Origin of the sequence: Candidatus Pantoea edessiphila, assembly GCF_002933355.1 — a bacterium.
Lineage (GTDB): Bacteria > Pseudomonadota > Gammaproteobacteria > Enterobacterales > Enterobacteriaceae > Pantoea_C > Pantoea_C edessiphila.
In genome coordinates, this window is sequence record NZ_PDKU01000001.1 from 166134 (window position 1) to 186166 (window position 20033).

Consider the following 20033-nt stretch of genomic DNA (forward strand, 5'->3'; position numbering starts at 1 on the left):
AAATATATTATGTTGATATTGGCATATGTATTTCAATTTATTTGTTAAGAGTTGATAATGGAGATCATTTTTGATCCATCAATCTGGATAGGTCTGATCACTCTTGTAGCGTTAGAAATTGTGCTAGGAGTAGACAATTTAATTTTTATTTCAATATTAACTGAAAATTTACCAAAGCAACAAAGTGATAAAGCAAGACTGATTGGTTTATCATTAGCATTGATAGTTCGTCTATTTTTAATAGTATTGATTTTCTGGTTTGTAAAAGTTGATAAGTTGCTATGGACATTCAATAATTTTAGTATCTCTGGACGTAATTTAATTTTTTTTATAGGAGGGGTTTTTTTAGTATTTAAAGCTACATTTGAACTATACAAAAAATTTAAAAGTAACCAAAATATAATATCGCATAGAAAAGTTCAACGTAGTTTTTCTTTTATCATCATACAAATTATATTATTAGATGTAATATTTTCATTAGACGCAATAATTACTGCAGCTGGAATGATAAATAATTTAGCATTGATGATAATATCTGTAATAATAGCTACTGTTATTATGTTTATAGCATCAAAATCACTAAATAATTTTATCAGTTTTCATCCTAATATAGCGGTATTATTTTTAAGTTTTTTATTAATTATTGGATTATCTTTAATAACAGAGAGTTTCAATTTTTGTATACCTAAAAGTTATTTGTATTCTATAATTGTATTTTCAGTTTTAATAGAAATTTTTAATCAAATTTCAAATCGTAATATTAAAGATGACTCCAATAATCAGAATGCAGATTATGTTTTATCAGAAATTATTAAATCAAAAAATTTAACACAAGAACTATATATTATCAAAAATTTATTATTATTATATTCAAAATCAATTAGAAGTATCATGACATTAAGAGATGAAATTTTTTGGATTGATAGTACTGAATCAATTGATAACATTAGAACTCAAATATTAAAAAAACCCTACAATTTATTTCCTGTTTGTTGTAAAAACCTTGATAAAATCATTGGAATAGTAAGTGCAAAAGATCTATTAATTAAATTATCATCTGAAATAAATATTGCTAATTTTGCTTGCCAACAACCTGTTACGTTCGCATTAGACAATATAAATTTATTTCAATTGTTAGATATTATAAATAAGTCAAAAAACAATATTATAATTGTAATTAATGATATGGGAGTAATACAAGGTCTCATTACACCATTTGATATATTAAAAAATATTGCAAATAGTGCAAAATATAATGATAACAGTATTTAATTCTAAACTAGAAAAATATGTAATTTATTTTATTATTTGTTTTTAATTATAATAACATTATAATAGTTCTAAAAGTAAAATAAAAAAATAATGTCTTAAAATATTAATACAACATATTGATTCATAATATTAAAATTAAAAAACTAATAGGATTATTCAATGTCTATACAGATATTAGCAATAAATACAGCAACTGAAAAATGTTCAGTATCAGTATTAGCGCAATATAATAATGAAAAAATAATCCATAACTGTTTTGAAATTACTAAAAGAAATAGTTCTGCTTACGTTTTATCATTAATAGATAAAGTATTAAAAATTAGTAAAATTAGTTTGATTGATATTAATGTTATCGCTTTTAGTATTGGTCCTGGAAGTTTTACTGGTATTCGTATTGGAATTAATGTAGCACAAGGTTTATCATTCGGTAGATCAATAAAAATAGTTGGTATTTCCACATTGGAAAATTTAGCTCAAGGAGCATTTCGATATCAAGGTGCTACTCGTGTTCTAACAGCTATTAATGCTCGCATGAATGAAATTTATTGGGCTGAATATCAACTTAATGATAATGGTATTTGGTTTATGCATGATAAGGAAAAAATTTTATCACCTGTTGATGCTATAAAAAGAATGAACTATCTAAATGGAAAATGGACCGTTGCAGGAGATGCCTGGAACGTATATCCTGATCTCTATAAAGGACATTCATTGGTCCTTAATCCTTGTGCTTATTCTTTACCTTCTTCAGAAGATATGATACCACTTACAAAAGTTGCAATGAGGAAAGATTCTTTTATTCAACTAGAACAAATTAATCCTGTTTATTTAAGAAATCAAATTATATCAAACTAATTATTTTTTCTTATTTTTGATACAACTATACTAAATTTAAACATAGAAACATCATTATCCTTTTTGTCTAATTTGATGAAAATCATTTTAGGATCAACACGAATATGTTTGCAAATAATTTTTAAAATATCTTGTTTAAGTTCTTTACACGATAATCGCTGATTAATATCTTGTCTTGTTTCTGATACTAAAATCTGTAATCTTTCTTTTGCAATATCAGCAGTTTGATTTTTTTTGGATAAAAAGAAATTAATTAGAGACATGTTTTATCCTTTAAATAACCGTTTGAAGAATCCTTTTTTTTCTTCTGCAATAAAACGAAACGGGATTGATTCACCAAGTAATCTTTTAACTGTGTCTTCATATGCTTGACCAGCACAAGATTTGGTATCTAAAATAACAGGTTCTCCTTTATTAGAAGCTCTCAATACTGATTGATCTTCTGGAATAACACCTATTATTGGAATATGTAAAATTTCCACTACATCTTGCATACTTAGCATATCTCCATTATTGACCCGACTAGGATTATAACGTGTTAATAATAAATGTTCTTTAATTGGTTCCTGATTATTTATAGCTCTTTTAGATTTTGAAGATATTATCCCTAAAATACGATCTGAATCACGCACTGATGAAATTTCTGGATTAGTAGTAATAATAGCTTCATCTGCAAAATAAAGTGACATTAAAGCACCAGTCTCAATGCCTGCAGGTGAATCACACAAAATGAAGTCAAATTGCATACTATTTAATTCGTTTAAAATATTTTCTACACCTATAAGCGTTAGCGATTCTTTATCACGTGTTTGAGAAGCAGGTAAAATAAATAATAGATCATTACGTTTATCTTTGATTAGAGCTTGATTTAAATTAACATCCCCTTGTATTACATTGATAAAATCAAAAACAACACGTCTTTCACATCCCATGGCTAAATCAAGATTTCTTAATCCAATATCAAAGTCTATAACTACTGTTTTTTTTCCACTATTAGCTAAACCAGTAGCAATAGCTGCGCTTGATGTAGTTTTACCAACCCCTCCTTTCCCGGATGTAACGACAATAATATGTGCCATAAATAAACAATCACCTAATTAAGTTTCTGAATAGTAAGCACGCCTTGTTTAAGATACAGGCTTGCTGATTTACAAAAAAATCTTTTGGGGATTTGATCGATTACCCAATACTTTCCGGCAATTGAGATTAATTCTGCAGCTAAACTACTGCAAAAAATCTGACAATCATGATCTCCACTGATACCTGCTAAAGCTCTACCACGCATAATACCATAAACGTGAATATTACCATCTGATATTAATTCAGCTCCTGAACTAACATTCCCTATTATAACTAAATCGGAATTACGTGAATAAATTTGTTGGCCAGTTCTAATCGGCATATTAATTATTTTTGTTTTATTAAATGATTTTTCATTAAAATTGATTAAATTATCAATTTTTTCATCATGTTTTTTTGTCTCTGTAAGTAAAGGTAAACCTATATTATTCATTACTTTTTTTAATGCAATTTCTTTGCAACCAACAATACCTACAATATAAAGACCAGTAGCTAATATAGCTTGCTTCATTTTTTTCCAATCAACTTCATGATTTAAAAATTCAATATTAAGTACTACTGGTATATTTTTTATTTGAAAACAAGAAACTTGTTTAAGTTTATTTTGAATTGCTGCAAATACTATTTCAGGTTCATGATTGTAAATATATACTACAAACAATGTAAAAGTACTTCCTTTAAATTTTATTGGTGATTGTGGCATTTATAAGTAATCTCTGTATCTTTTTTTAGGTATTTTTAAATATTTTAAACTATTAAAAATTTGAAATTCATACAGTACTAAATTTCGACTACGAATCTATAAAACTAGATAATACTTATTGATTTAATTGTGATATATTTCTATAATTAAAAAATATCACATACTATAAATGTAATAAAGCTAAATCAATTAAGTAATAAAATATTATGTATTTTAAAATAAAATCAACATCACAAGTAGTATATATAATATGTTATTAGTATAATATATTATTAGTATTTAATAAGTTATTATATGTATACCTTTGCAACTATTTGTAAGTAAAATTGCTGATATTTACATAATATGTTAAGTATAGTTGATAATAGTATTTATGCGATATTAAAATTTGTAAGATGCAATATATAAAATTTACATAATAATTCATACTAGTCTTCTAACAAACATACTATAGTATTGCTGCATATAGCCAATCTATTTTATTAAGATTATAAATGATTTTTTGTACTACAGCCTTATAATCAATTGTTTGATAATATTTTGATTGAAGAATAACATTAATCTATGTAAGGTTTAATAATTTTTTTATTAGTAATAATTCAATAATTTATTATAATAATAAATTATTTAAGAAATATAAACTCAAATTGAATCTTAGTCTTACATTATGACACGTCCAATTGTTGCTACTATTAATCAGAAATCATTAAAGCATAATTTATCAATTGTTCGTAGTTTAGCGCCGAAATCAAAAATTTGGTCTGTAATAAAAGCTAATGCATACGGTCATGGTATAAATAACATTTGGTGTTTATCAGACACCGATGGATTTGCGTTATTAAGTATAGAAGAAGCAATAATGCTACGTGAACATGGTTGGCAAAAACCAATATTACTATTAGAGGGTTTTTTCTGTCCCGAAGACTTGTACCTTATTGATCGTTATTCCTTAATAACTACTATACATAGTCAGTGGCAAATTCAAGCATTAGAAAATATCGTTTTACTAAAACCTATAAGTGTGTACTTAAAGATCAATAGTGGGATGAACCGATTAGGTTTTAACTATAAATGCTTTCAAAAATTATGGAATAAATTAAGCTCTTTAAATAATATTCGTGATATAACATTAATGATGCATTTTGGTAATGCAGAGAATAAAACTGAAATTATCAAATCTTATCATCATATTCAAAATTTAATTTCAGGATTAAACTGTAATTGTTGTGTATCAAACTCAGCTTGTGTGTTATGGCATCCTGAAGTTCATTATGATTGGGTTCGTGTTGGAATATTACTGTACGGAGCATCACCAAGTGGAAATTATTCAGATATAATAAACATTAACTTAAAACCAGTTATGACATTATCAAGTAAAATTATCGGTATTCAGAAATTAAAAAAAGGAGAGAGTATAGGTTATGGTTATACTTATTATGCTAAACAACCCCAACGTATTGGAGTAGTTGCATGTGGTTATGCTGATGGTTACCCTCGTCATGCACCAACTGGTACACCAGTAATAGTAGACAATAAAATAACACAACTATTAGGTAGTGTATCGATGGATATGATTACTGTAGATTTGACAAACTGCCCTCAATCAAATATTGGTTCACATGTAGAGTTATGGGGTAATAAACTCAAAATTGATTATGTGGCAAAGGCTGCTAGCACAATAAGTTATGAATTAATGTGTGCTCTTACATCTCGTGTTCCAATAAAAATTATTTGTTAGTCATAACTTAAAAAGATACAAATCACTTAAGTAGTAATTCATATCTTTTTATAATCTTAAACAAATGCTTCAAAAAACAAAAATCATTTAACTTTGCGAAACCAAAGTGATTAAATCAAGAACTTTATTTGAATAACCTATTTCATTATCATACCAAGCTACTAGTTTTACAAAATTTTTATTTAAAGCTATGCCAGCTTTTGCATCAAATATAGATGTTAAAGTATTGCCATTAAAATCACTTGAAACAACATCTTCATCAACATAACCAACTATATATTTCATGTAATTTTCTGAAGCAAATTTCACTTCATCACATATTCTTTGATAAGAACAAGATTTACTCAATCTGACTGTTAGATCAATAACTGATACATTGGAAATTGGAACGCGAAAAGCCATACCGGTTAATTTACCATTTAATTCTGGTAGTACTTTACCTACAGCTTTTGCAGCACCAGTTAAAGATGGAATAATATTTTGAAATACACTCCGACCGCCACGCCAATCTTTTTGTGATGGACTATCAACAGTTTTTTGAGTTGCAGTAGCTGCATGCACAGTAGTCATTAAACCTTCAATAATACCGAAATGATCATTAATAATTTTTGCTAATGGAGCTAAACAATTAGTAGTACAAGAAGCGTTAGAAACTATATCTTGTCCTTGATAACTTTCAAAGTTAACACCTCTAACAAACATTGGAATATCATCTTTAGAAGGACCTGTTAGAACAACTTTTTTTGCTCCTGCAGCAATATGTTTACCAGCGTTTTCTTTCGTTAAAAAAACACCTGTAGCTTCAGCAACAACATCAACTTCTTTTTCATACCATTTTAAATTTACTGGATCTTTCTCTGAAGTTACAAGAATTTTTTGACCATTAATTATTAATGAATCTTCTTTAATATCTATCGTACCATTAAATTGACCATGATTAGAATCATATTTTAACATATAAGCCATATAATGAACATCGGTTAAATCATTAATAGAAACAATTTGAATATCGGAACGATACTGAGCAGCACGAAAAATCATCCTCCCAATTCGACCAAAACCATTAATACCTACTTTAATTTTCATATTTTTAATAACTTTTATTAGTTAATCAATATCTTCACAATTACAAAAACAATTAGTAACGTCAAGTAAAACAGATTCATTGATTGTATTATCTAAATATTAAATATAATTTATTATGTTAATTAAATAAAAAATCATTTCAACTGAACTGATATACAAAAAGTTGTACAATTAACTATTTATTACTATTAAACTAGTTTAACTATAATACTAATAATATATAGTTCAGTTATCATGATTTTTATTGGTATTTCTTCGTTAAGAAATTTATTATTATCATACTAAAGATATACTTGAACATGAATAAAAAAATACTAATTTAATGTATTACATTGTAAACAAAAAGCATATTGATTTTGTGGATCATCAAAATCATCTAAAAATTTAGCTTGATAATTTGTATTAACAACTGGATAATTAAGTTGATTATTTAGTAAATCAAAGAAGATATTAGAAACTGAAACATGATTTAGTATTACATCAATTAATGTTGAATTATCCTGATACCAAATTAACTTTGGATCAGTAATTTTTGCTAATTCTTGTACTTTTTTAACTGCATCATCGAAATCACCTAATGCATCCACTAAACCATTTTGCTTTGCTTCAATACCTGTCCATATATGTCCTTGTGCTATTTTATCAATTTGTTTAAAAGTTTGTTTACGAGATTTTGCTACTAAATCAACGAATTTATTATAGCCATTAGAAACGTTAATTTGTATAATTTGTTCTATTTCTTTTGGCAATTGTCTCGTGCTAAAATTTCTAGCTAAAGGAGATGTACTAACACCATCAGCATGTATACCAATGGCATCTAAAGTATCTTCAATTGTGTTTACTAAACCAAAAATTCCAATAGAACCTGTTAAAGTACTTGGACTAGCGATTATATAATCAGACTGTGTAGAAATCCAATAACCACCAGATGCAGCAACACTGCCCATTAATACAACTACAGGTTTTTTTCCATCACGTAATGCTATTAATTCTTGGCGAATAGATTCTGAAGCTGATACACTTCCGCCAGGACTATTCACATATAATATGACAGCTTTTATATTTGAATTTAATCTTGCATTTCTTATATGCTGAATAATATTGTTTCCAACAACATTATCTGCACGAAATTTATTATTTACAATAGGACCATTAATCATAATAACTGCAATATTACCATTTTGATTTTTATTTCTTGGCGCTTGATAATCATAAATACTAGTATTGTAGTAGTCATTAGTTTTTTTATTCAAACCAAATATTTTTATTAACTGTTTGTCTACTGCCGGACGTGAAGCTATAGAATCGACTAGTTTATTATCCAGTGCATATTTTGCAGTATCACCATTTAATGCTTTTAGTTTTGCAATGATTTTTAATGCACCTGGAAATATTTGATCTTGTTTTACTTTACGATTAGCAGAAACTTTGTCTAAATAGTTGTTCCATAACTGATTGATCCAATTTCTATCAATTTTACGAACTTTATCTGACATCTTATCTAATAAAAAAGGTTCAACCGCTGATTTATAAGAACCAACTTTAAATACATGTGAGTTTATTTTTAATTTATGCAGCAATTTGTTATAGTATAATTGGTTAGTGGAAAAACCTTTTAAATCTACTGAACCTAAAGGAGATAGAAAAATTTTATTAGCGAAACTAGCAATATAATACTGTGATTGATTATAATTATTTCCTATCGCATAAATAGGTTTACCACTAGCTCTAAACTCACCTAAAATTTTTCCTACGTATTGTAATGAAACTTGATCTCCTCCTATAAAATCATGTAAATCTAATACAATACCTGTAATATTTTTATCGTCTTGTGCTTGACGAATAGCTCTTACCACGTCAAAAATCAAATTTTGATGCACAGTACTTTTTTTATGAACTTTGCTTAATATCTGATCTTCAATTTTATTCATGTAACTATTGCCAGATATTTTATCAACTAATACACCTCTCAGATCTAGTTTTAAAGCTCCTTTATTAACTGGAATACCATTGAAAGAATGATTACTTAGTTGAAATAAAAACTTTCCAATAAAAATAAACGCAACTATCATTAAAAAGTTAAGTATAAACGCTCTAGTAAAATTTAACACAAGCCATATACATTTAAATATATCAGCAATTATTCTCCATAATACTTTCATATTATAAATATCTCCATTCTAAATATAGGAAGAAAATAGTAGCTTGAATTAAGCGTTTAATAATATTAAAAATAAATCGGTATTTTAACAAAAGATAATTACCTCTCTAATCATAAAAAATAAATAATATTTCTTTACTTAAGATTCAAATAAAAAACCCATTGTTTAGAATTCAATTTAAAATAGTAACCATTTATTTTAATTAAATTCAAATTTCGACCAAACAGGTGCATGATCAGAAGGTTTCTCCATCTTTCTTATGTTATAGTCAATGCCAGTTTCAATACAGTAATTTGCAAGTTCTTTAGTTGCTAATATTACATCAATTCGTAATCCACGGTTATCACAAAAACCTTTTGAACGATAATCAAACCAAGAAAAACAATTATTAACTTCTGGATTTTTTTCACGCCAAACATCAACTAAACCAAGATCAAATATACTATTAATCCATTTACGTTCTTCAGGAAGAAATGCACATTTCCCAATTTGTAACCATCTTTTTCGATTATCTTCTCCTATACCAATATCAAAATCCGTACTAGTAACATTGATATCACCCATAATTAAAATAAGTTTGTTATTCATTAATTGTTTTATTAGATATTCCCTTAAATCATGAAAAAATTTCTTTTTAGCTGGAAATTTTATAAGATTATTACGATTTTCTCCTTGTGGAAAATATCCGTTAATTACAATTATATTACCAATGGAGCTAGGAATTTTAGCTATAATTAATCTACGTTCAGCATCCATCTTGTCATTCGGTAATCCTTTGGTTATCATAATTGGATTTATTTTTGTAAAAATCGCAACTCCATAATGATTTTTTTGTCCAAAATAAAATATTTTGTAACCTAGATTTATGAAATCTTTAATTGGAAACATAGTATCATTTACTTTAGTTTCTTGTAATCCTATTACCTCAGGTTGATGAATTTTTATTAATTCTTTAACTTGATGTATTCTAGCTCTTAATCCGTTAGTGTTAAATGATACAAATTTCATGATTTTTTTTAATGTAAATTACTCGACATATCTTAATATGTACAGATTAACTAATCTAGTTTTAATATTCCATTAAGTAAATATTTTTATTGATTTGTATAATATTTGAAAATAATAGTAACTTAAGAAGTTTAATTATTTTAAAATAATTAAACTTCTTAAAAGATCTTTTTATATAATTATATATATAATTATAAGTATAAAAAAACATTATCATTTTGCTTGTTATACCGTACTAATATTGCTGATACTGTTCATATTGTTTAAGGATATACAAACAAAAATATTATCTTTATAAGAATATATATCTGATAGAAATAAAATAAACTTATTAAATGTATCTAATATTCTTATCATGTTGAAAAAATAAATTAACACATTAATCAATTAATATCTAGTAAAACTTTTTAAATTAAAAATTCAATAAAACTAAATTTATATTAGGTCTAGTATTATTACAACCAATACATTTATTATCTTCAAAGAAAATAAAAGCTATTCTATAAAAATTTATTCTTGTTAATTGTTAGTACTGTAATAATTTCTCTATAGTAAAGGACTAAATAAATAGAATATCATTTCTATAAATTTTTTCCAAAATGCACGTTTTGCCCAAGTTCTTCTGTCTAATAATCGAGAATTAGCTATATAATTACCTTGTAAACAAGCTAAATTATTGCTAAAGCCAAAATCATCTACAATTAATGTTATTTCAAAATTAAGCCATATACTACGCATATCTAGATTAAAAGTACCTAAGAGTGTTAATTGCTTGTCTACCAATACACTTTTAGTATGTAATAAGCCACCTTCGAATTGATAAATATTTACACCTGCTTCTAACAATTCACTGAAAAAGGCACGGCTTGCCCAATTAACTAATAAAGAATCATTATGAAGAGGGATAACAATCTCAACGTTTACACCCCTTAAGGCAGCTGTACAAAGAGCACGTAACAAATCTTCACTAGGAACAAAGTAAGGTGTAGTCATAGTTAATTGTTCACGTGCAGAGTATACCGCTGTTAAAAGTGCTTGATGCATAATGTCTTTGGGATAACTAGGACCGGAAGCGACTACTTGAGCAGTGCAAGCATTTTTCTTATGCAATAAATTATTTATATTTTTATTTTCATAAATAGACAGAATACGAGTTCCTGTTTCTATTTCCCAATCACAATTAAAGATAATGCTAATTAATGTAGAAATAGGACCTTCTATACGTACCATTAGGTCTATCCATTTACCAATTCCGATATGCTGTTTAAAGAAACAAGGATCTACCAAATTCATACTGCCTATATAGGCAGTATGATTATCAATTAATACTAATTTACGGTGCTGACGTAAATCAATACGGCGTAAAAAAAATTGTAATAAATTTATTTTGAGTGCTTCTATTATTTCAATACCTGCACTGCGCATTTTTTTTACCCAAGGACTACGAAAAAAAGATAAACTTCCTGCAGAATCCAATATTAATCGACATTTAACTCCACGATATGAAGCTGTAATTAATGATTCAGCAACTTCGTCGGCTAACCCACCAGGGTGCCATATATAAAATATCATTTCAATATTAAATCGCGCAATTTTAATGTCATTAATCAACGATTTTATTACTTCATTAGGATTAGATATTAATTCTAATCTGTTACCCTTGATTCCAGGGAAACCCTGCCTATTACTGCATAATTTAAATAATGAATTTGCAACACTACTATGTTCAGTAGTAAAAATATTATTTTGTTTTTTAAGTTTTTTAAGAAAACTATTGGTATATATCCATGTAGAACGTGTCCTTTTAACTCTATTTCTTTCAAGATACAATTCTCCAAATGATAGGTAAGTAATTATTCCTAATACTGGAAGAACATAGATAGCTAATAACCAAGCTAGTGATGAGTTTACAGCTCTACGTTTCATTAATATTCGTAAAGTGACATTAGCAACTATTAGCCAGTAGACGCAAAGAAAAAAAAATCCATAATATTATAGAAACTCATCATTCGTTCAATATCCTAATCGCGCCTTATGTTTATATTTTCAATATAATGCCACATTATTATACTAATGTGGTTAAAATATTATTAAGCTGTGGATCATGATCAATTAACATAATGTATTGTCTTAAATTATTAAAAATTAATTAATTAACATAATATATTATTTTAGAATATAAAAAAACAATTCTTATTAAGAATCTTAAATTATTAAAATTTGTAAATTATAACATTTATAATCATACTTTCAATAATAATATTTTGGATATATAAAAAATGAAGATTTATCTATTGAACACTGTTTTAAAATCAAGATGTAAATATTTAATATAGTATTTTAATATTGTAAATCATTAGTAATGATAACTATAAATTATGCTAGTACTTTGATATTCCTTAAACAATCAGGATTATAATATATAACAATTAAGTTTTTAAATATAAGTTGTTTTAATAAACTATAATGATTTTGAAAGGTAAATAGAATTATTTATTTAATAACATATGAAATCTACTTAAATAAGTAATTAAAAACATGAAAATTAAATTATTTATGAACATGAAAATAAATGATACTAAATGAGATTGCAAAAAACTAAAAATAGAAAAAAACATCATACACAAAATTTTGCTCATTATCCAAATTATAATAGCTGGTATTATAATTTTTAAGTTATCTCGTACTATTTTTGAACTACTTTTTATTGAAGAAAAAATACTTTTTTTATCTCTTACAAGTATTATTGGAGACATTGAACATAAGGTTATGACTATAAATCCTGGAAAGAACAATAAAGCAAAACCAATTTGTATCATCAAATTTATAATGAATATTAAAATCATTAGTCTAGGTATAAATGATATTAATTCCTGAATAGCTACTGACGTATTAATTTGATTTTTCTTACATAGATTAGAAATTAAATATAAAACACTTCCAATTAATATAGTGTTGTTAATTAGTTCTAATAGATTTAAAATCATAACAGTAGTTATGATTTTATTGATTCTATTTAAGTTTTCTTCATTAGTAATTGTTGATAAATAATTATCTTGCATATTATTATTGTTAATAACATTTAAACTTGAGTCATATTCTCCTATACAATAAATAAAAATAGTGGTAATAAACGCTGCTAATAAAGCAGTTAACACAAATGTCATTATTTGATATCTAAAAAAAGTTTTAGTTTCACGGTATAATGAATTTACAGTGATTTGCATATAAGCTCCTTGTTATTTTAAATAATTAAGTTGATATAATTAACTATACAAAAAATACACAGTAAAAATAACTAACAGAGCTTAAGACTAGCAGATTTAAATTTATTAGCTAAAATTTTTAATTTATTTAGCATTAAATCAATTTTTTTATAATTATTTTCGATGACTTTTATGATTGCAGAACCAATAATGATACCATCTACTCCGGTTAAAATGATTTTTTTTGCTTGATTAATATTAGAAATACCAAATCCCTGCATCAATGGAGCTGCATTATATAAACGTAATTTATTAATTACTTGTTGAGAGGTTAGACTAGCAGGCTTTTCAGTACCTGTAACACCTGAACGTGATAATAAATAAACATAACCGTAGCTACGAACTGATATCTCACGTAGTAGATTATCACTAGGATTTGGTGGACAAACAAATATTGGATTTATATTGTATTGTAAGGCTTTTTGACTAAATACTTCAGATTCTTCTATAGGTAAATCAGCAATTAATACTGAATCAACATTTAATTCAGAACATCGAATATAAAAATTTTCAATGCCGTTGTTAAACACAAGATTAGCGTATGTTAATAAACCAATAGGTAAATCAGAATATTTATCACGTATATCAGTAATCATTTTAAAAGATTTTTTAACTGTGATACCTGAATTGAAAGCACGCATATGAGCATTTTGGATAACAGGACCATCAACTAATGGATCTGAAAAAGGAATCCCTAATTCCAGTCCATCAGCACCATTTTCAATTAATATATCTATAATTTTTAATGATAGTAATGGAGATGGATCTCCTAAAACAACAAAAGGGAAAAAAGCACCTTCATTACTATTTTTTAACCTTTTAAAAAGTATATTATAACGTTTCATTTCATTTCCTCATGAAATTTAAAAACATTATTAACAACAGAAATATCCTTATCACCTCGACCAGAAAGATTTACTACTAAAAGTTGTTGTTTTTTTGGATTTAAATTGATAATTTTTAATGCATAAGCAATAGCATGTGAAGATTCTAACGCTGGAATAATACCTTCTAAAACACATAGTTTTTTAAATGCTAATAATGCCTCTTTATCTGTAATTGATACATAATCAGCCCGACCTATACTATTTAAATATGCATGTTGAGGACCAACTGAAGGAAAATCTAAACCTGCAGAAATAGAATGAGATTTTTTTATCTGACCTTCTCGAGTTTGCATTACAGGAGATTTCATACCTAAATAAATACCAACTCGACCATGTTTTAGTGGAGCACCATGTTTCCCTGATTCAATACCATCACCTGCAGGTTCAACACCAACTAATTTCACTTCTTGATCTTCAATAAAATCAGCAAAAATCCCTATAGCATTTGAACCGCCTCCAACGCATGCAATAATTTTGTTTGGTAGCTGATTTTCTTTCTTAAGGATTTGTTTTTTAGTTTCTTTACCTATTATACGTTGAAATTCACGGACTATAGTTGGAAATGGGTGAGGTCCTGCAGCTGTACCAAGTATATAGTGTGTAGTTTTATAATTATCAGACCATTCGCGCAATGCTTCGTTACAAGCATCTTTTAAAGTTAAAGATCCAGTATTAACTGGAATTACTTCTGCGCCCATAAGACGCATACGAATTACATTAGATGATTGACGTTCTATATCTTTTACTCCCATGTAAACACGACACTTCATGTCTAATAAAGCACATGTTAACGCTACAGCAACACCATGTTGACCAGCACCAGTTTCAGCAATTATTTTATTTTTTCCCATTCTTTTAGCTAATAGACCCTGTCCTAAAACTTGATTGGTTTTATGCGCTCCACCATGTAATAAATCTTCTCGTTTTAAATATAATTTAGTTTTTGTCCCTTTAGTTAAATTTTTACATAATGTTAATGGAGTAGGACGACCAGCATAATTAATCAATAGTTCATTTAATTCAAATTGAAAATTATCATCTTTTTGTGCATTAACAAATGCTTCTTCAAGTTGTAAAAGAGCTGGCATTAATATTTGAGGTAAAAACATACCACCAAATTCACCAAAATAAGAATCTAATAAAGTCATATTTCAAATTTTCCTTTTTTGAATTAATATGATTATATGTTTTTTAAACTAATAATTCCGAAGTATTTTAAATACTGAGTGAATTTTATTTGTGTCTTTAATACCAGGTGCACTTTCAACTCCTGAATTAAAATCAAGTCCAGCACAACCTATTTTAGAAGCAACCATACAGTTATTTATATTTAATCCTCCAGCTAGTATTACATTATCGAGATTTTGGTCTTTTAATAAATTCCAATTAAATGTTTTGCCAGAACCTCCATCTTCATTATCAAATACGTAATAATTGATCTCTGATAAATTACGTTCTGGAATTTTATCAATTACACCAAGTGATTTCCAAATTTGTACATTGGAAGGTAATTCTTGACGCAACTTAACTATAAAATTTTGATTTTCATTGCCATTTAATTGAATAACAGATAGACCTAATTTTACTGTATTTGTAATAATTTCATTAATGTTTGTATTTTTGTAAACACCTACATATTTAAGAGGTGTATTAGAAATAATTCTTTTAGCTTGTATTGTATTAATTTTACGTGGAGATCCGTCAACAAAAATTAATCCTCCAAAAATAGCTCCTGCATTGTAAGCTGCATAAGCGTCTTCGGAACGAGAAAGACCACAAACTTTATTATTTCCTAATAACATACGACGCACTGCCATTTCAAGATCGTCTTCTTCCATTAATTTAGAACCAATTAAAAATCCATTAACTAAATGGCTTAATTTTTTAATATCAGAATAATTACTGATTCCAGATTCACTAATTACTATCTCATTTTTTGAAAGATATGAAACTAATTGATTTGTACGTTCCAAATCAACTGAGAAATTTTGAAGATTTCGATTATTGATACCTATAACTTTTGCTCTAAGATTAATAGCACGTTCAATTTCATTTCGGTTATTAATTTCTGTGAGTATTCCCATATTTAATTCATCAGCAATTGCTGCAAATTTGAGATATTGTTTATCATCTAAAATAGATAGCATTAATAAGATAGCATCTGCATGATAATTACGTGCTAAATAAATTTGATAAGGATCGATAATGAAATCCTTACATAGTACTGGTTGTTTTATTACTGAACTAACTATTGAAAGAAAAGAAAAATCTCCTTGAAAATATTTTTCATCGGTTAAAACTGAAACAACTGATGCATAATGTCTATAAACGCTAGCTATTTTTAAAGGATTAAAACCTTTTCTAATTAATCCTTTTGACGGAGATGCTTTTTTACACTCAAGAATAAATTTAGTATTTGGGCCTTTTAATGCATCATAAAAATTACGACTTGAAGGTTTAATTTTTGTTTGAAAACTTATCAGTGGTTGTTTTTTTTTACGTTTCTCAATCCAAACTATTTTGTCTTGAATAATTTGATTTAACACAGTACCTTGCATAGTTACCCTCTTGATGCTAAAGCCAATAAAAGTTTATACGCCTTGCCGCTTTGAATAATATTTAGTGCAAGTTGGGCATTATTATGTAAATTTTCATTACCAAAAATTTTAAGAATCATAGCTACATTCGCAGCAACAATTTCTTCATGATTTTTTTGTCCATTACCTTTAAGTAATTTTATGAAATTGTTAATATTTTCTTCTGGAGTATTGACGGTTAATAATTTTTTTGAATGGAGCCGAAATCCAAAATCTTCTGGTGTCAAATGGTAAAATATAATTTTGCCATTAACTAATTCAGCAATATTATTAGCATCGTATAGGACAATTTCATCCATTCCACCTCCATGAACTACTATTGCACGTTGATAGTCCAAAATTTTCAATATGTTAATCATTGGTAATAAAAGTTTTGGACTATATACACCAATAACTGCTATTGGTGGACGAGCTGGATTAACTAAAGGGCCTAATATATTAAATATAGTACTAGTTTTTAATTGTTTACGTATTTCTATTGCATTGTAAAATCCAGTATGATACCTTGGCGCAAAAAGGAAACAAATATTTAGTTCATCTAACATTTGACGCGCTTCACGTGATGAGATATTCAAATTTATTCCAACTGCATTTAATATTTCAGATGAACCAAAATTATTTGAAGTCCCTTTACTGCCATGTTTTATCATTTTAAAACCACATGTTGCAGCTACTAGGGCACTTGCTGTAGAAATATTGATACTTTTATTTGCATTGCCTCCAGTTCCGACAATGTCTGCAAAAATGTAATTAGGGCGAGGGAATGGCTTAGCATTTTTTAACAAATAATTTACTGCCTCGATAATTTCTTCTTGACTTTCCCCTCGTACTTTCATCGCAATTAAAGCTCCTGCTAATTGTGCAGAACTAAGTTGGCCCTTATTAATTGCTTCAAATAATTGATAGATTTCTTTTTTAGTAAGAATTTTTGATTGATAAAGTTTTTCCAAAATATTATTCATGTTTAAATCTCTAATATTATTTTATCAATACCCAATTTAATGTTTGTTTAATTAACAGTCCTCCTTCTGTTGTTAATATTGATTCAGGATGAAATTGAAATCCACATACTCTATCTAAATCATTTCTTACCGCCATCACCATCTCTCCATATCTAGCATTAATATTAAGACAAACCGGTATATTATCACCTATTAATGAATGGTAACGGGCAACTGACATTGGATTTTTAATATTTTTAAACATAGCTTTACCATCATGATTTATGTATGATTTTTTTCCATGTAAAATTTCACTTGACTGACACACATGACCACCATAAAATTCTATAATTGCTTGGTGACCAAGACAAATACCGATAATAGGTATATGTCCACATAGTTTTTCTATTAACTTTATCATACATCCAGCTTCTTTAGGTGATCCGGGACCGGCTGATAAAATTAGAATTGGGTTTTCCATATATTGAACACAATTCACTAGTAAACTAAAAGGCACACTATTTCTATATACAATTACATTGTGATTAAGAATTCTTAACTGATCAACAAAGTTATATGTGAATGAATCGATATTATCAATAAGCAAAATATTAGCCATTAAAAAATTTCCTTACAACAATGTGCAGCTGTAATTGCACGAAGTACTGCCCTAGCTTTATTACGGCTTTCATCTGCTTCTTCCTGTGGATTAGAATCTAATACAACACCAGCCCCCGCTTGTACTGTAGCTACTCCATTCTCCACATAGGCAGAACGAATAACAATACATGTATCTAAATCTCCTTGTGAGGTTAAGTACCCAACTGAACCACCATAGCTACCTCTCTTAGTACCTTCTGCCTCTGATATTAATTGCATAGCACGTACCTTAGGTGCTCCACTAATTGTTCCCATATTCATACAGGCTCTATATGCATGAAGCGCATCTAAATCAAACTTCAGTTTACCTATGATGCGGGATACTAAATGCATTACATATGAGTATCGATCAACTTTAGTTAAATCAGCTATGTAACGAGTTCCAGGAATACAGATACGTGCTAAATCACTACGTGCTAAATCTACTAACATCAGATGTTCTGAAAGTTCTTTATGATTAGTACGCATTTCAAGTTCAATACGACTATCTAAATCTAAGTCTATAGACCCATCAGAAAGACGTCCTCTAGGACGAGTTCCTGCTATAGGATATATCTCTATTTGACGTGAATTTGCATTATATTTTAATGAACTTTCTGGTGAAGCACCAAACAATGAAAAATTTTTATCTTGCATGAAGAACATATAAGGACTTAAATTGTCATTTTTTAACGTATTATATGCAGATAAAGGAGAAGGACATGGCAAATAGAACCGACGCGAAGGCACCACTTGAAAAATTTCGCCTAACCTTATTGACCTTTGCATTTGTTGAACTATTTTACAATATTCTTTATCATTTTTATTAACCATTAATTTCATGTTTTTTAATGTGTATTTAGGTAATTCAGGCAATGTTTGTGACATTTTTGTATGTAGTTGTTTAGTACGCTCTCGTAGTCTCTGTAATTCATTTGCATCATCACAAAATAAACTAATTTGCAAATAAGCAGTTTTTTTTTGATGATCAAGAACTAATAAAACTTCAGGTAAATAAAAGCAGTAATCAGGACAGCAATGTTCATTTTCAATTCTAGGTAAATTTTCAAAATTTGAAATTAAATCATAAGTAAATAAACCTGCAAGTAAGAAAGCTTCTTTTTGATCTTCAGGAACGTTCATTGATTGTAGAATGAATCTTAGTGGATCAAATATAGATAGATTTTTTAGTCTAGTATCTTCATCTTGTACATCGTAGCATGTTGGAAACTTTAATTTAAGTTCATTATTATCTATTTGATCAATTATATTACTAGGTAATAAATTATTTAATAATGATAATAACTTTTGTCCATTATTAGATAATGCTTGTATAAAAACATAATTATCTATTGCATAGATACGTAACGCACTATCTACAATCAATAAACTTTTTAAATTTTGTTTACTATCAACATTTGCAGATTCAAGTAATAATGTTGCTGGTCTTGAATCACATAAGTGATGGAATATTATTGCTGGATTTTCATGATATTTCACATCAGTACTAATTATTTTAACTGTAGGTCTATCATTTAACATGATTATGTTCTCTCAATTTCTGCATAAAAAAGAAATTGTTTCAATGTCTTTTATATCAATACAGGTAATAAAAAATAATATAAATAATCTATATTTATCTTATTTCTTAACAAGAATATATGAACTAATATGACAATATTACTGTAATTTAACAATGAATTAATAATAATTAAGGTTTGATTTTACTTGCCTAGAAGTTATTAATATCTCTTTAATTACCGAATTGTTCAAATGATTATTATTTATAACGTATAAAT

Annotated in this window: 16 protein-coding genes and 1 pseudogene; 3 read left to right on the forward strand and 14 right to left on the reverse strand. The window is 27.4% G+C overall.

Going from position 1 to position 20033, the window contains the following annotated elements; translation table 11 throughout:
* Positions 1-57 precede the first annotated feature (57 nt).
* The gene (locus CRV10_RS00830) at positions 58-1272 is read left to right on the forward strand and encodes a TerC family protein (protein WP_136129931.1); all 1215 of its coding nucleotides are present in this window, start codon (positions 58-60) and stop codon (positions 1270-1272) included.
* 159 nt (positions 1273-1431) lie between these two features.
* The gene (tsaB, locus tag CRV10_RS00835; protein WP_136129932.1) at positions 1432-2127 is read left to right on the forward strand and encodes a tRNA (adenosine(37)-N6)-threonylcarbamoyltransferase complex dimerization subunit type 1 TsaB; all 696 of its coding nucleotides are present in this window, start codon (positions 1432-1434) and stop codon (positions 2125-2127) included.
* Here tsaB and minE read toward each other — a convergent pair.
* The 3 genes from minE to minC are packed head-to-tail and all read right to left on the reverse strand — an operon-like array spanning position 2124 to position 3910.
* Entirely contained in the window at positions 2124-2390 is a 267-nt protein-coding gene (gene minE, locus CRV10_RS00840; protein WP_136129933.1) for a cell division topological specificity factor MinE, read from the reverse strand. The two genes, tsaB and minE, sit on opposite strands and share 4 nt — an antisense overlap.
* 3 nt (positions 2391-2393) lie before the next feature.
* Entirely contained in the window at positions 2394-3206 is an 813-nt protein-coding gene (gene minD, locus CRV10_RS00845) for a septum site-determining protein MinD (RefSeq protein WP_136129934.1), read from the reverse strand.
* A gap of 14 nt (positions 3207-3220) precedes the next feature.
* Positions 3221-3910, reverse strand: a complete 690-nt coding sequence (minC, locus tag CRV10_RS00850; RefSeq protein WP_136129935.1) for a septum site-determining protein MinC — start codon at positions 3908-3910, stop codon at positions 3221-3223.
* A gap of 667 nt (positions 3911-4577) precedes the next feature.
* On the opposite strand from minC, the gene alr reads away from it, so the two are divergent.
* Positions 4578-5648, forward strand: coding sequence for an alanine racemase (gene alr / locus CRV10_RS00855; protein WP_136129936.1), 1071 nt, complete (start codon positions 4578-4580; stop codon positions 5646-5648).
* 87 nt (positions 5649-5735) lie between these two features.
* On the opposite strand, the gene gap is transcribed toward alr, so the two are convergent.
* The 11 genes and pseudogenes from gap to CRV10_RS00910 form a co-directional block, all read right to left on the reverse strand.
* Positions 5736-6734 (reverse strand): type I glyceraldehyde-3-phosphate dehydrogenase, encoded by a 999-nt coding sequence (gene gap / locus CRV10_RS00860; protein WP_136129937.1) that lies wholly within the window; start codon positions 6732-6734, stop codon positions 5736-5738.
* Positions 6735-7048: 314 nt separating this feature from the next.
* Entirely contained in the window at positions 7049-8896 is a 1848-nt protein-coding gene (gene sppA / locus CRV10_RS00865) for a signal peptide peptidase SppA (protein ID WP_136129938.1), read from the reverse strand.
* A gap of 198 nt (positions 8897-9094) precedes the next feature.
* On the reverse strand, positions 9095-9904 hold the full coding sequence (gene xthA / locus CRV10_RS00870) for an exodeoxyribonuclease III (RefSeq protein ID WP_136129939.1): 810 nt from the start codon (positions 9902-9904) through the stop codon (positions 9095-9097).
* A gap of 546 nt (positions 9905-10450) precedes the next feature.
* Positions 10451-11913: pseudogene (gene cls / locus CRV10_RS00875) on the reverse strand (cardiolipin synthase).
* 480 nt (positions 11914-12393) lie between these two features.
* Positions 12394-13131, reverse strand: coding sequence for a YciC family protein (locus CRV10_RS00880; RefSeq protein ID WP_136129941.1), 738 nt, complete (start codon positions 13129-13131; stop codon positions 12394-12396).
* 71 nt (positions 13132-13202) lie between these two features.
* Positions 13203-14015, reverse strand: a complete 813-nt coding sequence (gene trpA, locus CRV10_RS00885) for a tryptophan synthase subunit alpha (RefSeq protein ID WP_136129942.1) — start codon at positions 14013-14015, stop codon at positions 13203-13205.
* The gene (gene trpB, locus CRV10_RS00890; RefSeq protein ID WP_136129943.1) at positions 14012-15205 is read right to left on the reverse strand and encodes a tryptophan synthase subunit beta; all 1194 of its coding nucleotides are present in this window, start codon (positions 15203-15205) and stop codon (positions 14012-14014) included. Before trpB ends, trpA begins: the two co-directional genes overlap by 4 nt.
* Before the next feature lie 48 nt (positions 15206-15253).
* Positions 15254-16615 carry a bifunctional indole-3-glycerol-phosphate synthase TrpC/phosphoribosylanthranilate isomerase TrpF gene (trpCF, locus tag CRV10_RS00895; RefSeq protein WP_136129944.1) on the reverse strand — a complete coding sequence of 454 codons (1362 nt, stop codon included), beginning with the start codon at positions 16613-16615 and terminating at the stop codon, positions 15254-15256.
* Positions 16616-16617: 2 nt separating this feature from the next.
* Complete coding sequence (gene trpD, locus CRV10_RS00900) at positions 16618-17616, reverse strand: anthranilate phosphoribosyltransferase (protein WP_136129945.1); 999 nt, start codon at positions 17614-17616, stop codon at positions 16618-16620.
* Between the two features lie 16 nt (positions 17617-17632).
* On the reverse strand, positions 17633-18214 hold the full coding sequence (locus CRV10_RS00905; RefSeq protein WP_136129946.1) for a glutamine amidotransferase-related protein: 582 nt from the start codon (positions 18212-18214) through the stop codon (positions 17633-17635).
* On the reverse strand, positions 18214-19776 hold the full coding sequence (locus tag CRV10_RS00910; protein WP_136129947.1) for an anthranilate synthase component 1: 1563 nt from the start codon (positions 19774-19776) through the stop codon (positions 18214-18216). The genes CRV10_RS00905 and CRV10_RS00910 overlap by 1 nt, the downstream gene beginning before the upstream one ends.
* Positions 19777-20033: the final 257 nt, after the last annotated feature.

Coding starts and splice junctions, on each gene's coding strand:
- CRV10_RS00830 (WP_136129931.1), top strand. CDS start 58: ATGGAGATCATTTTTGATCCATCAATCTGGATAGGTCTGATCACTCTT.
- tsaB (WP_136129932.1), top strand. CDS start 1,432: ATGTCTATACAGATATTAGCAATAAATACAGCAACTGAAAAATGTTCA.
- minE (WP_136129933.1), bottom strand. CDS start 2,390: ATGTCTCTAATTAATTTCTTTTTATCCAAAAAAAATCAAACTGCTGAT.
- minD (WP_136129934.1), bottom strand. CDS start 3,206: ATGGCACATATTATTGTCGTTACATCCGGGAAAGGAGGGGTTGGTAAA.
- minC (WP_136129935.1), bottom strand. CDS start 3,910: ATGCCACAATCACCAATAAAATTTAAAGGAAGTACTTTTACATTGTTT.
- alr (WP_136129936.1), top strand. CDS start 4,578: ATGACACGTCCAATTGTTGCTACTATTAATCAGAAATCATTAAAGCAT.
- gap (WP_136129937.1), bottom strand. CDS start 6,734: ATGAAAATTAAAGTAGGTATTAATGGTTTTGGTCGAATTGGGAGGATG.
- sppA (WP_136129938.1), bottom strand. CDS start 8,896: ATGAAAGTATTATGGAGAATAATTGCTGATATATTTAAATGTATATGG.
- xthA (WP_136129939.1), bottom strand. CDS start 9,904: ATGAAATTTGTATCATTTAACACTAACGGATTAAGAGCTAGAATACAT.
- CRV10_RS00880 (WP_136129941.1), bottom strand. CDS start 13,131: ATGCAAATCACTGTAAATTCATTATACCGTGAAACTAAAACTTTTTTT.
- trpA (WP_136129942.1), bottom strand. CDS start 14,015: ATGAAACGTTATAATATACTTTTTAAAAGGTTAAAAAATAGTAATGAA.
- trpB (WP_136129943.1), bottom strand. CDS start 15,205: ATGACTTTATTAGATTCTTATTTTGGTGAATTTGGTGGTATGTTTTTA.
- trpCF (WP_136129944.1), bottom strand. CDS start 16,615: ATGCAAGGTACTGTGTTAAATCAAATTATTCAAGACAAAATAGTTTGG.
- trpD (WP_136129945.1), bottom strand. CDS start 17,616: ATGAATAATATTTTGGAAAAACTTTATCAATCAAAAATTCTTACTAAA.
- CRV10_RS00905 (WP_136129946.1), bottom strand. CDS start 18,214: ATGGCTAATATTTTGCTTATTGATAATATCGATTCATTCACATATAAC.
- CRV10_RS00910 (WP_136129947.1), bottom strand. CDS start 19,776: ATGTTAAATGATAGACCTACAGTTAAAATAATTAGTACTGATGTGAAA.